14 protein-coding genes are annotated in these 15,373 nt (G+C 70.3%); 4 read left to right on the top strand and 10 right to left on the bottom strand.

Annotation, left to right across the window (positions count from 1 at the left end; all coding sequences use genetic code 11):
• The first annotated feature begins 609 nt into the window (after positions 1–609).
• Positions 610–2,427 (top strand): GNAT family N-acetyltransferase, encoded by a 1,818-nt coding sequence (locus NAG42_RS38525; RefSeq protein ID WP_250037302.1) that lies wholly within the window; start codon positions 610–612, stop codon positions 2,425–2,427.
• A 220-nt stretch (positions 2,428–2,647) separates the two neighbouring features.
• On the opposite strand, the gene NAG42_RS38520 is transcribed toward NAG42_RS38525, so the two are convergent.
• From NAG42_RS38520 to speB, 8 genes are all read right to left on the bottom strand, one after another.
• The gene (locus NAG42_RS38520; RefSeq protein WP_250037301.1) at positions 2,648–3,208 is read right to left on the bottom strand and encodes a winged helix-turn-helix domain-containing protein; all 561 of its coding nucleotides are present in this window, start codon (positions 3,206–3,208) and stop codon (positions 2,648–2,650) included.
• 133 nt (positions 3,209–3,341) lie between these two features.
• Positions 3,342–4,091 (bottom strand): ABC transporter ATP-binding protein, encoded by a 750-nt coding sequence (locus NAG42_RS38515; RefSeq protein WP_250037300.1) that lies wholly within the window; start codon positions 4,089–4,091, stop codon positions 3,342–3,344.
• Entirely contained in the window at positions 4,084–5,151 is a 1,068-nt protein-coding gene (locus NAG42_RS38510; RefSeq protein WP_250037299.1) for an ATP-binding cassette domain-containing protein, read from the bottom strand. The genes NAG42_RS38515 and NAG42_RS38510 overlap by 8 nt, the downstream gene beginning before the upstream one ends.
• Complete coding sequence (locus NAG42_RS38505; RefSeq protein ID WP_250037298.1) at positions 5,151–6,212, bottom strand: ABC transporter permease; 1,062 nt, start codon at positions 6,210–6,212, stop codon at positions 5,151–5,153. The genes NAG42_RS38510 and NAG42_RS38505 overlap by 1 nt, the downstream gene beginning before the upstream one ends.
• Complete coding sequence (locus NAG42_RS38500) at positions 6,209–7,165, bottom strand: ABC transporter permease (RefSeq protein WP_250037297.1); 957 nt, start codon at positions 7,163–7,165, stop codon at positions 6,209–6,211. Before NAG42_RS38500 ends, NAG42_RS38505 begins: the two co-directional genes overlap by 4 nt.
• Positions 7,166–7,173: 8 nt before the next feature.
• Entirely contained in the window at positions 7,174–8,655 is a 1,482-nt protein-coding gene (locus tag NAG42_RS38495; protein WP_250037296.1) for an ABC transporter substrate-binding protein, read from the bottom strand.
• Between the two features lie 26 nt (positions 8,656–8,681).
• On the bottom strand, positions 8,682–9,359 hold the full coding sequence (locus NAG42_RS38490; RefSeq protein WP_250037295.1) for a DUF1684 domain-containing protein: 678 nt from the start codon (positions 9,357–9,359) through the stop codon (positions 8,682–8,684).
• Positions 9,360–9,452: 93 nt separating this feature from the next.
• A complete protein-coding gene (speB, locus tag NAG42_RS38485) occupies positions 9,453–10,553 on the bottom strand; it encodes an agmatinase (RefSeq protein ID WP_250037294.1) in 1,101 nt (366 codons plus the stop codon).
• Positions 10,554–10,649: 96 nt separating this feature from the next.
• On the opposite strand from speB, the gene NAG42_RS38480 reads away from it, so the two are divergent.
• On the top strand, positions 10,650–11,636 hold the full coding sequence (locus tag NAG42_RS38480) for a serine/threonine-protein kinase (RefSeq protein WP_250037293.1): 987 nt from the start codon (positions 10,650–10,652) through the stop codon (positions 11,634–11,636).
• On the opposite strand, the gene NAG42_RS45210 is transcribed toward NAG42_RS38480, so the two are convergent.
• The gene (locus tag NAG42_RS45210; protein ID WP_250037292.1) at positions 11,633–12,499 is read right to left on the bottom strand and encodes a universal stress protein; all 867 of its coding nucleotides are present in this window, start codon (positions 12,497–12,499) and stop codon (positions 11,633–11,635) included. The genes NAG42_RS38480 and NAG42_RS45210 overlap by 4 nt on opposite strands.
• Complete coding sequence (locus tag NAG42_RS38470) at positions 12,496–13,974, bottom strand: amino acid permease (RefSeq protein ID WP_250037291.1); 1,479 nt, start codon at positions 13,972–13,974, stop codon at positions 12,496–12,498. Before NAG42_RS38470 ends, NAG42_RS45210 begins: the two co-directional genes overlap by 4 nt.
• A gap of 215 nt (positions 13,975–14,189) precedes the next feature.
• On the opposite strand from NAG42_RS38470, the gene NAG42_RS38465 reads away from it, so the two are divergent.
• Both NAG42_RS38465 and NAG42_RS38460 read left to right on the top strand, forming a co-directional pair.
• Entirely contained in the window at positions 14,190–14,540 is a 351-nt protein-coding gene (locus tag NAG42_RS38465; protein ID WP_250037290.1) for an STAS domain-containing protein, read from the top strand.
• 54 nt (positions 14,541–14,594) lie between these two features.
• Positions 14,595–15,356, top strand: a complete 762-nt coding sequence (locus NAG42_RS38460) for an alpha/beta hydrolase (protein WP_250037289.1) — start codon at positions 14,595–14,597, stop codon at positions 15,354–15,356.
• Positions 15,357–15,373: the final 17 nt, after the last annotated feature.

Genomic DNA, 15,373 nt, shown 5'->3' with positions numbered 1-15,373 from the left:
TGCGCCGCTGGGGTTGCCACGTTACGCGCGGTCCTGCCTGCGGGTCGTGGTTGTCCACAGGCGTGCCGTACTGCTGTCTGAGCAGGACAAAGTTGTCCACAGGGCGGTTGGGCTCACTGTCCTTGGACCGGGGATGGATCGCGCGTACGCCAGCCGGTCCGCGTTCCAGGCCGGGATGGGTGGCCGTCTCAGGGGTTGCCCCCACTACGTCGGGACGGACCTGTATGCTCGCTCGCGACCGAATGGGGGAGGTCGAGCCGTCGGGACATCGCCCGGCTCTCCGGCGCTTTTCTGCGCGTCACCTGCTCGAAACAATCGGTCGTTCCTCTTGCGACGGAAACGCTCGTCATTGTTCACAGTCGACTTGCGTCAGTCACGTGCGCCCGAATTCCGCCTTCATTTGCTCCGTCAAAGAAAAGTGTTCGCAGACGCGAATGATTCGCTGGTGGCCACCTGTCACGTTCCGTACTGCTTGGTCACTGAACGTTGATCCTTGTGACTCTTCGGCGTTGCTGTGCGCAGTGTGATCGCCACGGTGAGTCGACCGCCCGGCCGATTGGGCCATCCAGCCGCGCCGGACCCCGGGGATCAGCGTGATAGACATGCGCCGTGCGCGAAGGGCAGCGGGTCGCCGGCCGGCGTGAGGACGTGCTGGCCGCCGCATGCGCGGTCGTGGCCGAGCGCGGAGCCGACGCGACACGCTTCTCCGACGTGACGGCGGCGACCGGGGTCGGGGTGTCGACCCTGCAGTACTACTTCGGCAGTCGCGAGGAAATGCTGCTGGCGGTGTTCCGCCACGCGGCGCGGGCCGACTTCCAGGCGGTGACCGACCGGCTGGCCGGGGAGCAGGAGCCCTGGTCGAGGCTGATGCTGATCGCCTCGTATCTGACCGGTGCGGTGGACAGCGACTCGTCCTGGCGGGTGTGGGTGGAGTCCTGGCGGTGGGCCCTGCGCGACACCGAGCTCCGGGCGGACGTGCTCGCCGACTACACGCGTTGGCGGGAGCTGATCGCCGCGGAGGTCCAGGCCGGCGTACGCCGCGGAACTTTCACGCCAAGCGCGGCCCCCCTGGACGTGGCGCGCCAGACGCTGGCACTCATCGACGGCCTGGCGCTGCCAGTCGTCCTGGGCGACCCGGCGCTCAACCGAGACACAGCACGCGACTTGCTGACCGGCGCCCTGACCCACCTGGTCGGCCACCACGCCACCCCGCTACCCGCGGCCGCCCCCGCCACCCCGCCGCCCCCGGCCGACCACGTCATCTCGCCGCCCCAAGCCGACCAGCTCGTCTCGTCGGACGTGGCTGACCAGGTCTTCCCCTCGCACGCGTTTGACCAGGGCGTGTTGTCTGAGGCAGCCGACCGAGTCGGCCCGTCTTATGCGGCTGACCAAGTCGTCCCGGCGCGGGTGTCTGACCGGGTCCTGCCCGGGACTGATTACGTCGTCCCGGCGGGCTTGGCTGACCAGGTAGGCACGTCGCATGTCGCTGAACAGATCGTCCGGTCGCCCGCGGCCGGCCAGGTCTTCCCTTCGCACGCGTTTGACCAGGACGTGGTGTCTGAGGTAGCCGACCAGGTCGGCCCGTCTTATGCGGCTGACCGAATCGTCCCGTCGCACGCTGATGAGCGGGCCGGCCCAACGCAATTGGCTGACCGGATCGGCCCGTCACACGTGGCTGAACAGATCATGCCGTCGCCCGCGGTCGGCCGGGTCCTCCCGTTGCAAGTGTTTGGCCAGGTAGTTCTGTCTGATGCGGCTGACCACGCCGTACCGTCGCGCGGGGCCGAGCCGGTCGACGCCGTCGTTCCGTATCCCGTTGGCCGGGACGGCGTTCAGCGTCCGGCTCGGGATCGTGGGGGCGTTGGGCGTTCGGATCAGGTTGGTGCGGCCGTCGTTCTGCGGCCGGCCCGGCCCGGCGACGCGGAGGTCGTGGCGGTCATCTGGGCGGCGGGATGGCGTGACGGGCATCTGGGTCACGTGCCCGACGCCCTCGTTGAGGCCAGGACGCTCGCGTCGTTCAGTGTCCGGGCCTCGGAGCGGGTGAGCGATACAACTGTGGCGGTTGTCGATGGCGTGGTGGCCGGCTTTGTCATGGTTGTCGCCGACGAGGTGGAGCAGGTCTACGTCGATGGGAACTTTCGCGGGGGCGGTGTGGCTCGCGTGCTCCTCGCTGAGGCGGAACGGCTGGTCGCCGTCGGCGGCCACACCGTGGCCTGGCTCGCGGTGGTGCCGGGCAATGTGCGGGCGCGGCGGTTTACGAGCGATCGGGGTGGGTCGACGCTGGGGGATTCGACTACGAGGCGGCGTACGAGAAAGGGGTCATCCGCGTGCCGTGCCGCCGTTACACGAAGCGGGTCGTGGAGTGAAACGGGGGATGGTGGCTGGTCGGGGAAAGCGGGTCGGGTGGCCGGGAGCCAGTCGGGCTGAGTAGCCGCTGCTGAAGGGCGGTTGGGGCAGGCTGGGGTGGCGTCAGCCGGGGCAATACCAGGCCGATTTCCTACTTCAGCCTGGAGCGGCACGGGGCTGAGTATTGCCGATCAACTGTCAGCTGGAGCAACTACGGATGAGGCGCTGGCGTCGGGCTGGGTTCCTACCGACGAGGCGTCAGCCGGAGGGGCGGGCTGAGTCTCTGCCGACGCGGCGTCGGTCAGGACGAGTAGTCGCTGCCGAAAAGGTGGCGGCCGGAGTGGTCGCGGTAGAGCAGGCAGTGGTTGTCGTCGGCGTGGCCTGCCGTGCGGACGGCGGTGCAGTTGGCGATGGCGTTGATCTCGGAGGACGAGAGCGACCACTGCACCCACCAGCCGATGCCCGCCGCGTGCTGACCCAGGCCCGCGTGCGCGCCGGGATGGGGGTGCTCCAGCTCGCAGTGCAGGATCCGGTCGAGACCGTGGGCCGGCCGGGGCAGGCGGCTGAGCCAGCCGACCTGCAGGTGGTCGAGCTCGACCCGGGCCGGGCAGCGATGCGCGTCGACGACGGCCAGGCTCGTGACGAAATTGCCGGCGCCCTTGCGCGAGGAGATCAGGCCTTCGGTGCGCAGCACGCGCAACGCCGACTGGACCGTGGTGCGGGCGACGCGGTGCGCCCCGGCGAGCGTGTGCTCGGACGGAAGCTTCGCGCCGACGGCCAGGCTGCCGGTGAAGATCTGATGGCGGAGCTCGGCGGCGATCTTCTGATAGGGGGAGAGGGGAGGTGCGGTGTCGAGGGACATTCCTGCACTCTGCGTTACTGATAGGACGGGAACAAGTGCGCAGTTGCGTGGATCAAAGTCCGGAAAGCGCAGGCTGTGGCCGGGAAAAGCAATGTTCGAACAAAGCAGACCGCACGAGAACGATGACTCAGCGTTAACTCGGCAGTCGAGGGACGCTGGCCAGCAGCTTGCGGGTGTAAGGGTGCGTGGGCGCTCCTAGGATCTGCTGGGTCGGCCCCTGCTCGACGAGTCGCCCGCTTTCCAGTACGGCGGTCTGCTCGCACAACTCCGCCACGACTCCGAGGTCGTGCGACACCAGGAGGATCGTCAGACCCCGGGATGCGCGCAGCTCGGCCAGCAGGTCGACGATCCGCACCCGGGTGGTCAGGTCGAGCGCGCTCACCGGCTCGTCGGCCAGCAGCAACCGCGGTTCGCAGACGATGGCCCGCGCGATCGCGATGCGCTGCCGCTGCCCCCCGGAGAACTCGTGCGGATACCGCCCGGCCGTGTCCGCCGGCAGCCCGACCGCGTCCAGCGCCGTGGCCACCCGCTTCGGGTCGGCGTCCAACCCCAGCCCCCGCAGCGGTTCCGCCACGATGCGCCCAATTCTCTGGCGAGGGTCAAGAGACGAGTACGGGTCCTGGAACACCGCCTGGGCCGCCCGCCGATAAGACCGCAGCCGAGCCCGGTTCAGCGGACTGCCGTCGAACCGCACCACACCGCTGGTAGGCCGCGCGAGCCCGAGCAGAATCCGCAGCAGCGTCGTCTTCCCGGCCCCCGACTCACCCACCAGGGCAACGTTGCGCCCCGGCCGCACAGCGAGCGACACATCCGACAGCACAGGAGCCCCACCCCGATAGGCGAAGCCCACCCGATCAGCCTCCAGAATGGACGCCTCACTCACGGCCACCACCTCCACCTCCATCCCCCTCGAAGTGGCCGCCGCCGCTCCTAGGATCGTCCGCTCCTAGATCGTTCACAGACGAGTCACCACCGGTCCTAGGAGCGCCGTCGGTCCTAGGAGCGCCACCGGTCCTAGGAGCGCCGCTGAGGGAGTCGTCGGTCCTGGGAGCGTCGGTCCTGGGAGCGCCGCTGAGGGAGTCGTCGGTCCTGGGAGCGTCGTGGTGGGAGGAGTGGCCGGCGCCTTCCAGGTCGGGGCCTTGGGAAGGGCGGCCGGCACCGGTCAGGGCGGCGTCGAAGCGTCGGGCGCTGTCGACCAGCGTCCGGGTGTACGGGTTGGCCGGGCGCGCGATCAGCGAGGTGATCGGCCCCGACTCGACGATGCGGCCCGCCCGCAGCACGTGAGCCTGCCGCGCGACCCGCGCCACCACCGGCAGGTCGTGGGTGATGAAGAGCAGCGCGGTGCCGTGCACTTCCACGAGCCGGTCGAGCAGGTCGAGGATCTCCGCCTGCACGGTGACGTCGAGTGCCGTCGTCGGCTCGTCGGCGATCAGCAACCTCGGTCGGCACGCCAGTGCCATCGCGATCGCCACCCGCTGCCGCTGCCCACCGGAAAGCTGGTGCGGATAGGCGCGTGCGATCCGATCGGTATCGGTCAGCCGCACCTCTTCGAGAGCTGCACGCACCGCTTGGTCGAGCGCAGCACTTTTCAGCCCACCGAATCGCCGCAGTGGCCCGGCGATCTGCCGCCCGGCCGGCATCAGCGGGTCGAGCGCGGTCAACGGCTCCTGGAAAACCACTGAGGCCACTCGCCCACGCACCCCCGTGCGGCGGCGTTCGGGCGCGCGGATCATGTCGACCCCGTCGAGCAGGACCTCTCCGGTCGCCGTGAGTCCCGGGGGCAGCAGCCCGGTGACAGCGAGCGCGGTCAGCGACTTGCCCGAGCCCGATTCCCCGATCAATCCCGTACGGTCGCCCGGCGCGACAGCGAAGGACACGTCCTCGACCAGCGCTTTCCCGGCCTGATCGCGCACGCTGAGGTTCTCGACAGCAAGCAGTGTCATCAGGTCCGCCCGCTCGGTGGATCAGAGGGAGGCACTTGGCCCGGAGAAGAGGGAGGCACTTGGCCGGGAAATGGGTCGGTGGTGGCCACCGTCCCGGATGAGGGGGCGGCGAGAGGGCCTTCCGTGGCGGGACGCGACTCGGGGGAGGGCCCAGTGGCAGGCGCCGGTTGGTGGGAGGCGTCAGCACGCGGGGCCGGCTGGTGGGCGGAATCGGACTGGAGGGTCCGTCGGCGGGAAGCTCGGGACGGGCCGGAAACGCGGGTGGGGTCGGTCAGGTCGCGGAGGCCGTCGGCGGTCAGGTTGAAGCCGATCACCAGGGCCACCAGGGCCAGGCCGGGGGCCAGGGCGGCCAGGGGAGACGTCAGCGCGGTGGCCTGGGCCTCGAAGAGCATGCGCCCCCAGGAGGCGTTCGGCGGCGGCGTTCCCAGACCGAGGTACGACAGGCTCGCCTCGGCCAGGACGGCCAAGCCTGCCTGCAACGCCAGGTTGACCAGCAGCACCGGGCCGATGTTGGGCAGCACGTGGCTCAGCACGACGCCGGGCCAGGAGACGCCGGCGATCCGGGCCGTGGTGATGTAGTCGCGGGACAGCACCTGCTTGACCAGCACCCGCGTCAGCCGGGCCACGATCGCCGCCATGCCGATGCCGATCGCCAGGATCGCCGTGCCCAGTGACGCCCCGGCGCCGGCCACGATGATCATGGCTAGGAGCAGGGTCGGGAAGGCGATCAGGATGTCCAGGGCGACCGCCGCCGCGTCGTCCAGCCAGCGGGTCGCGAAGCCGGCCAGCAGGCCCAGGCTCACCCCGAGCACGCCGCCCACGGCCACCGCGCCGAGCCCGGTGGCGAAGGCGATCCGCCCGCCCAGCAGCAGCTGCGTGAAGAGGTCGCGGCCGAGCTTGTCGGTCCCGAGCAGGTGGCCGTCCCCGGGTGGGCTCAACCGCCCGCCGGAGGTGTCGTCGGGTGGGAACGGCAGCCAGAAGTACGACACCACGACCGCCCCGGCCAGGATCAGCACCAGGGTCAGGCCGATGGCCAGGTGCAGCGACCGCCGCCGGCTCATGACGTACCCCGTTGCAGCAGCCGGGGGTCGATCAGCCGTTGCGCGATGTCGCCCAGGAAGCCGACCAGCAGGACCGCCGCCGTGCTGACCAGCATCACACCCTGGATGACCGGGTAGTCGTGCTGGCGGATCCCGGTGACCAGCAGGCTGCCCAGGCCGGGCAGGGCGAAGACGCTCTCGACGACCACCGCGCCCAGGAACGTGGTGGCCAGCTCGACCGCCAGCACGGCGATCACCGGCACCGAGGCGTTACGCAGCCCGTGCCGCCACATCGCGGAGGCCGATGACTCCCCGAGCGCCCGCGCCGTCCGCAGATAGTCCGCTCCGAGCACGCCGAGGGTCGCCGCCCGTACGTATCGGATCAGCGAAGCCGACATCACGAGCGCCACCGTCACCACCGGCAGGATGATCGCTTCGATCGCCGGGCCCGGCTGGGACCAGCCGTCGGGCGGGAAACCGCCGGCCGGCAGCACCTGCAGCCGCAGGGCGAAGACGGTGACCAGCAGGACGCCGATCCAGAAGGCCGGCACCGCGATGCCGAGCTGGGCGACCGCGTTGATGATCGGTCCGTACCATCGGTCGGCGCGGATCGCGGCCAGCGCGCCCACCGGCACCGCGATCACCACGGCCAGCAGGAAGGCGGCCAGCGTGACGGGCACGGTGACCGGCAGCCGGCCGGCGATCTCGGGCCCGACCGGCAGCGTACTGATCAGGGACCGGCCCAGATCGAGGGTGAACGCGTCGCCGAGCCACCGCAGGAACTGGACCGGCAGTGACACGTCCGTGCCCAGCTCGCGCCGGGCGGCCTCGATCTGCTCGGGGGTGGCTCCCACCGGGAGCAGAGCGTTGACCGGGTCGCCCGGCAGCAGCCGGAGCAGCACGAACAGCACCACCGCGGCGAGGACCAGCGACACCAGCAGGATCGCGGTCCTTCGCACCAGATAGCGCGGCATCAGGTTGGTCAGTTCTTCACGATGTCGTACGCGAAGAACTGGGCGTTGAGGCCGTTGACCGGGTAGCCGGACAGCTTCGAGGACGCCACGACGATCTGCGGGTAGAGGTAGAGCCAGTCACTGGCCGCCTCCTCGGCGATCGTCCGGTTGGCCTTCTTGAGCAGGGCGGTCTGCTCGTCGGTCGTCTTCGCCTGCTCGGCCTGGTTGATCTCGGCCGTGACCTGCGGGTTGCTGTAGCCCCAGTAGAAGCCGGGGTCGCCGTACCAGACGACGTCACGGTCGTTGACGTGCTCCTGCATCGTCGCCTGGAAATCCCGCTTCTGATAGACCTTGGTGTACCACTCGTCGGCGGTGATCGTGTTGATGTTCACCGTGATGCCGACCTTGGCCAGCTCCGACTTGATGAAGGTGGCCGCCGTGGGGTGCGGGTCGTAGTTCGGGGTGTCCAGCGTGAAGGTGAAGCCGTTGGGCAGACCGGCCGCGGCCAGCTTCTGCTTGGCGATCGCCGGGTCGTAGGCGTTGACCGAGGTCAGGTCCTCGTACCAGGGGTCGCTGGGCGGCACCATCGAGCCGATCGGGGTGCCGTAGTCGCCCCAGATCGAGGTGAGCAGCTTCTTGTCGTCGATCGCCGAGCTGACCGCCTGACGGACTTCGACTTTGTTGAACGGCGCGACCTTGTCGTTGAAGGCGAGCAGCAGCTTGGTCGTCGACTTGCCGTTGTTCACCTTGTAGGCGCTGTTGTTGTCGAACTGGGCGAGCGCGTCCGGGCTCTGCTCGCTGGTCACCACGTCGACCGCGTTGGTCAGCAGCGCGTTGTTGAGCGCCGTGGCGTCCGAGTAGTAGTGGAACACCACGCCCGCGTTCTTGGCCGCCGTGCCCCAGTACCCGTCGAACTTGGTCAGCGACAGCGTCGAGCCGCGCTTCCATTCGCCCAGCCGGTAGGGGCCGGTGCCGTCCTCGGTGGTGGTCAGGTCCTTGGCCTCGGCGTTGACGACCCAGACGTACGAGAGGTTGTAGACGAACGAGATCGAGCGCTGCTTGAGCTTGACGACCACGGTGGACGCGTCCGGCGTGGTGATCGTCTGGACGACCTCGAGGTTGCTCTTGCGGGCCGACTTGGAGTTCTCGGCGGTCACCCGCTCGATGCTCGCCTTGACGTCGGCCGAGGTCAGCGCCTTGCCCGAGTGGAACTTGACGCCGGGCCGCAGGGTGAAGGTGTAGGTCAGGCCATCGTCGCTGACCTTCTGCTCCTGGGCCAGCAGCGGTTCGACGGTGCCGGTGTCGGTGAGCTTGAACAGGCCCTCGTAGACGTTGCCGTTGAGCGCCTCGGTCACGCCCTGACCGCCACCGGCGGTGTTGTCGAGGTTCTGCGGCTCGTAGACCGAGCCGACCTGGATGGTCGCGGACGCCCCACCGCCGGAGGCCGATCCGCTGTCACCCCCGCCGCAGGCCGCCAGCACTCCGGCCAGGCCGAAGGCGGCAGCTGCCATGAGGAGTCTTTTCACGGGTATTTCCTTTAGATAGTGAAGTCATCGGTGAAGAGGGGACGCTTCTCGCCGGCTTCGACCGGCACCGCCAGCCGGTTCTGCGCCGGCGGGAGCGGACAGTTGTAGGCCGCCGAGAAACCGCACGGCGGCACGAACGCGCGGTTGAAGTCGAGGAGCACCCGATCCGTGCCGGGTTCCCGCTCCACGAAGAGGAAACGCCCGGCCCCGTACGTCGTCTTCCCGTTGGTCGGATCACCGAAGACCAGCAGCAGCGTGCCGTCGTCGTCGAAGGCGTGCAGCGTGTACTCGCTACCCGCGATCGTCACGTGCAGGTCGCCCGGCACGGGCAGCTCCCGGGTGCGGCCCTCGTCACGCTGGTGCTCGAACGGCACCCCGCGGTCCTCCGACACCTCGGTGTATCGCGCCTCGACCACCCACGAGGGGTCGTACGGGAAGGTGTCGATCCCCTTGAAGTGCCGGATGGCCGGCGAGTCGGCGTCCCACAGCCGTACGCCGTGCTGCTCCAGACCACTCAGCAGATCGATCCGGGAGAGGGTGGTCACGGTGACCGTCGCGGGCTGGCCGGCCAGCGCCGCCGCGGGGTCGTCGGCGCCCCACCGAGTCTCGGTCAGCGCCAGGTTGCCCTGCGGGCCGGTGACCTTGCGCAGCCGGCTCTCGCGCCAGGCGTCGTAGTCGTTCGCCGTCATGAGGTAGGTCCTTCCGGCCGCAGTTGATCTTGGCAGCAGCCGGGTTCAACCCTACAACTCCGGTAGGTTTAAGGAATGGTCACGCTGGTCACATCAGCGCTCCGCGGGCGGCAGGGAGTGCTGCGGATCACGGCCGGTCAGCGGCCGGTGGGCCTCCCGGGAGCCGAGCGGCGGCTGGGTGCCGCGGCCCTCGAGCAGCGGGGTGGCGCGGTCCCAGCGCGGCCCGGTGCCGTCCTTGCGCCGGCGGGCCATCCCGGACAGCGCCTCCAGCACGACCCGGTTGCCCAGCATCGCGGTGATCTCGGCGTGGTCGAACGGCGGCGACACCTCGACGATGTCCATGCCGAGCACGGGCAGCTCGTGACAGATGCGCGAGACGCTGTCGAGCAGCTGCCGCGCGGTGAAGCCGCCGGGCTCGGGCGTCCCGGTGCCGGGAGCGTGACCCGGGTCGCAGACGTCGATGTCGACCGACAGGAAGACGCCGTCGCAGCCGTCGAGCGCGATCGCGAACGCCTGGTCGAGCACCGCGTCGAGGCCGCGGTCGACGATCTCGCTCATGTGGAACGAGTTCATGCCCTGGTCGGCCATCCAGTCCAGCGTCTCCGGGCCGGGCCAGTAACCGCGCAGGCCGAGCTGCAGGAACCGGTCACCGCGGACCGCGCCCGACTCGATGAGCCGGCGCATCGGCTGGCCGTGGCCGTAGAGCGAGCCGAACTCGATGTCGCCGGTGTCGGCGTGCGCGTCGAAGTGGATGACCGAGATGGTCCCGGCGCCGTGGTGGCGGGCCACGCCGGCCACGTCGGGCCAGGTGATGGTGTGGTCGCCGCCGAGGATGACCGGGATCGCCCCGTTCGAGGTGACGAACGCCACCGCGTCCTCGATCGAGTCGCAGCTGCGCTGGATCTCGCCGCTGAAGACCTCCAGGTCACCGGCGTCCATCACGGTCAGGTCGCCGCCGAGGGCATCGACCCGCATCGCCAGGTGCGGGCGCGAGGCGTCGTGCGGCAGATAGTCTGTGCCCCGGATGACCTGGGGGCCGAATCGGGCGCCGGGGCGGTGTGACGTGCCGCCGTCGAAGGGCGCACCGAGGATGACCACGTCGGCCTCCGCGTACGTCGGCGGGTCCTGCCAGTCGCAGGCGGGGACACCGAGGAACGTGTAATCGGGGCCGAACATCGGTCCGTAGCGCGTCACGCTCGGGACTGTATCTCCATACAGTGGCGCGGAACAGCGTTTCTGCCCGCTGATCGAGGGGTACCGCGATCCGAAGAATTCCAGGGAGGTCGGTACATGCGGACGCTCGGCGGGCGCTACCAGCTCGTGCGGCGCATCGGCGTCGGCGGGATGTCCGAGGTCTGGCGCGGGCACGACCGGGTGCTCGACCGCCCGGTCGCGGTCAAAATCATGGCGCCGACCGTCCAGGGCACGCTGGGCGAGGTGGCCGGCGTCGATCTCGTACGGTCCGAGGCCCGTTCCGCGGCCCGGCTGTCGCACCCCAATGTGGCCGGCGTGCATGACTTCGGCACCTCGCGGCCCGACCCGGCCGCGGGGGAGCAGCCGTACATCGTGATGGAGCTGGTCGAGGGGCAGACACTGAGCGCCCACCTGGCGGCCGGCCCGATGGACTGGCGCATCGGCGTGCGGATCTGTGCCGAGGTGGCGGCCGCCCTGGCCGCCGCGCACAACCACGAGGTGGTCCACCGCGACATCAAGCCGGCCAACGTGATGCTCACCCCGAGCGGGGCCAAGGTGCTCGACTTCGGCATCGCAGCCCCGGCCGGCGTACCCGACCCCGACCCGACCACGCCGGTGATGGGCGCCCCGGCCTATGTGGCCCCGGAGCTCTTCCACAACGTGCCGCCCACCCCCGCCAGCGACATGTTCGCCCTGGGCACGGTGCTCCACCAGTGCATCACCGGGCGGCTGCCGTGGCGGGCCGAGTCGCCGACCGAGCTGGTGCACGCCCAGCGCTACCTCGACCCCGATCCGCTGCCCGCACTCGACGGACTGCCGCCCGAGGTCGAGGATCTGGTGTCGCGCTGCCTCAACCGTGACCCGCTCGAGCGGCCCACCGCGATGGTGGCCGCGCTGCTGCTGGCCGAGGCGGTCGACGCCCGCGTCTACGTGCCCCTGCAGGACTTCGGCGCCGGCTCGGCCTACCCCGCCGTCGCGCCCTGGGATCAGCGCGCCGCCGACACCCCCACGTCGGTCGCGGCGCCCGCGCAGGCGGAGCCCCCGGTCCCGGTCGAGGCCGGGGGCAAGCACCGCGCCGACTAGCCTCGGGGTACCACGACCAGCGGGCGGCAGGCGCGGCGGACCAGCCGGGTGGAGACGCCGCCGAGCAGCACGCGCCGGGCCGGGCCGTATCCACGCGAGCCGCAATAGAGCACGTCGACCTCGGTCAGGTCGGCCAGCGCGTCCACCACGTTGCCCGCGATCACCTCCCACTCGATGTCGACGCGGGACACCGACTCGGCCGCCCGGCGCAGCGACAACTCGTACGTCTCGCGGGCCGTGTCCAGGAAGGCGCGCTCGACGTCGTCGCCGATCAGGAACGGCAGACTGGCGTCGCCCTCGGCCACCACGGTGTAGAGCCGCAGCGTGTCCCCGGTGCGGCGGGCCATGTCGGCGGCGGCGTTGAGCGCGGCCCGGCCGTCGGGCGTGTCCACGTAGGCCACCCCGATGCGCCGGCGCTCGCCCGGCGGCGCGGGCAGGCCGGCCGGGGCGATCGCGACCGGGCAGACGCTGCCCGCCAGCAGGCGTTCGGCCGTGCTGCCGGCCATCAGCCGGTCCTTGGTGGCGGTGCGGCCCGAGCCGATCACGACCATGGCCGCGCCGGCCTGCTCGGCCAGGTCGTGCAGGCCGTGCGCGGCCGACGACGACGCCACCATCCGGTAGTCGACTTCGGTGGGTACGCCCTCCAGCTCCTTGCGGGCGCCGTCGAGCACCCGCTCGGCGGCCCGGTGCCGGTCGGCCACCCATTCGGCGTCGATCCGGCCCGAGCCCAGGGCGGCCGGTGCCGGGTGCACGACCGCCACCACCAGCGGCGCCCCCAGCGCCTCGGCGAACCAGCGGCTCAGGGTGAGGGCGTCGGGTGAGGTGGGCCCGCCGTCCACACCGACGATCACCGGCCCGGTCACGACGGGTCACCGCCCTCCGGCTTGTGCGGGTCGTTCTCGCGCGCCCAGTTCGGCGTGGAGGGCTGCTCGCGGCGCAGGCGGGAGTTCTTGTAGCCGTACAGCCAGTAGATGAGCACACCGATCGCCAGCCAGACGACGAACCGCACCCAGGTGTCCCACGGCAGGTCGGTCATGAGATAGATCGCGAAGGCGATGCCGATCAGCGGCAGCACCGGCGACCATGGCACCCGGTAAGGGCGGGGCATCTCGGGCCGGGTGCGGCGCAGCACGATCACGCCGATGTTGACCAGGATGAAGGCGAACAGGGTGCCGATGTTGACCAGCTTGACGATCTCGCTGAGCGGTACCAGCGCGGCCAGGATCGAGATCAGCACCCCGAGGATGATCGTCAGCCGGGCCGGCGTGCCATAGCGCTGGTTCACCTTGGCCAGCCGCTGGGGCAGCAGGCCGTCGCGGCACATCGCGAAGAAGATGCGGGTCTGGCCGTACATGATGACCAGCACGACGCTGGTGATCGCGACGACCGCGCCGAGCGCGAGGATCGCGGCCGCCCAGCTGATCCCGGCGCCCTGGTCGAGGGCGGCAGCCAACGGGGCGTCACTCGACTCGAGCTGCTCGGGGGACGCGATGCCGATCGCGCCGACAGTGGTGGCCACGTAGAAGATCGTGCAGATGATCAGCGATCCGATGATGGCCAGCGGCAGGTCCCGCTCGGGCTTGCGAGCCTCCTCGCTGCCGGTCGACACCGCGTCGAAGCCGATATAGGCGAAGAAGATCACCGCCGCGGCCGCGGTCACCCCGTCGGTTCCCTCGGGGGCGAACGGCTGGAAGTTGCCGGTGCCGAAGTTGGCGAACGCGACGACGATGAAGAACAGCAGCACGGCCAGCTTGATCACGACCATGACGAAGTTGACCCGGGCGCTCTCACTCACGCCCCGGACCAGCAGGAACGTGATGGCCAGGACCACGAACACGGCCGGCAGGTTGAAGATGCCGCCGTCCTCCGGTGACTTGGCGATCGCGTCCGGCAGAGCGAACCCGAAGGCCGCGTCGAGGAACGCGTTGAGATTGCCGCCCCAGCCGACGGCGATCGCGGCGACCGACACCCCGTACTCGAGAATCAGGTCCCAGCCGATGATCCAGGCGACGAGCTCGCCCATCGTGGCGTAGGTGTAGGTGTAGGCGCTGCCGGACACCGGGATGGACGAGGCCAGCTCCGCGTAGGAGAGCGCCGAGAACGTGCAGGCGACCGCGGCCAGCACGAAGGACAGGATGACCGCGGGCCCGGCGATGCCGGCACCCTCCCCGATCACCACGAAGATGCCGGTGCCGATGATCGCGCCGACGCCCATCGCGGTCAGCTGCGTCGCGCCGACCGCTTTCTTGAGGCCGTGCCCCTCTTCCGCTGTCTCGGTGATGAGGGACCGGACGTCGCGCACCGCGAAGATGCCCGGCCGTCCCGAAGTTGTCGCCATGTCACCCCTCCCGTCATCGGCTCACGCCTATGTGACTTTGGGCATACGAATGGTCACCGCGCAACCTCTGGGGAAGATCCGGCCTCACCGCATGCCATCAAATGCGTACGCACCGGGTGTCCGCCGCCGGCCCGGAAACAGGCGGCAGCCTGCGAGGAGAGCGAATTGCGGGGTACGGTGACGACGAGCGGGGCCGAAGGTACGGAGGTTCGGTGATGGGCGAGGCGGTGATGACCACGCGGCGCCAGGCGGATGGTGCGCTCGTCGTCGATGTGCGCGGCAGCCTCGACGCGGCCACTGTGGGCGCCCTGCGCGAGACCCTGCTCGGCACCGTGCAGCGCGAGCGCCCGGTGACTCTGATCGTCGACCTGCTCTATGTGACGTTCATGGATTCCCAGGGCATCGGCACGCTGGTCAGCGGCTACAACGCGGCCCGCGAGGTGGGCACCCGGTTCGTGCTGCGCAACCCGAGCGAGTTCGTGCACCGGCAGCTGCGGGTGACCGGGCTGACCGAGATGTTCGGCCTGCCGGCCGAGCCGTCGGCGACCCAGACCTACACCCCCTGAATCCCAGCCTCACCAACCCGAGCGCCCGGGGCGTCCGACCAATAGAGTGCGTTCATGGAACGGGTGGACGTCTCCTTGCGGCGCGACCCCGATTGGTGGAGCCTGCCCGCCGCGGCCGGCCGATGGTGGTCGCTCGACATCCCGGTGAAAAACCTGCGGACCGAGCTGGCCGCCCGGGTGTGGTCACCGGCCGAGCCCACCGACCGGGTCCTGATCGCCCACGACGGCGCCGACTACGACAAGCACGCCGACCTCGGCCGCTACGTCGCCGCCTCGATCACCGGCGGGCACGTGCAGCCCTGCCACGTCGTGCTCCTGCCGGCCGGGGACCGCTTCACCTGGTATGCGGCCCTGCCCGCGTACGCCCGCGGCCTCGGACTGGAGATCCTGCCGCGACTCACCGACCGCCTCTCGCCGGGCCGGCCCGTGGCCGGTATCGGCGCCAGCCTGGGCGCGCTCGCGATGCTGCACTGTCAGCGCCGCCATCCCGAGATGTTCGCCGGGCTCTTCCTGCAGAGCGGCAGTTTCTTCCAGCCGCGCTTCGACCGGCAGGAGTCCGGGTTCGGCCGCTACCTGGCGATCGTCCGCTGGACCGGGCGGGTGCTGCGCTCGCCGAGCGGTCCCGGCGTGCCGGTGACGATGACGTGCGGCAGGCTCGAGGAGAACCTGGCTAACAACCGGAGCATGGCCGAGGCGCTGCGGGCGCAGGGCTATCCGCTCACCTTCGCGCAGATCGAGGGCGGCCATGACTGGCCGGCATGGCGGGACGCCCTCGACCCCCATCTGACCAGTTTGTTGAGACGCATCTGGCCCTGAAGCACCGGAGGCACACC

This window comes from Paractinoplanes maris (assembly GCF_023544465.1).
Classification (GTDB): Bacteria; Actinomycetota; Actinomycetes; order Mycobacteriales; family Micromonosporaceae; genus Actinoplanes; species Actinoplanes maris.
This window is presented reverse-complemented; position numbering and strand designations above follow the sequence as displayed.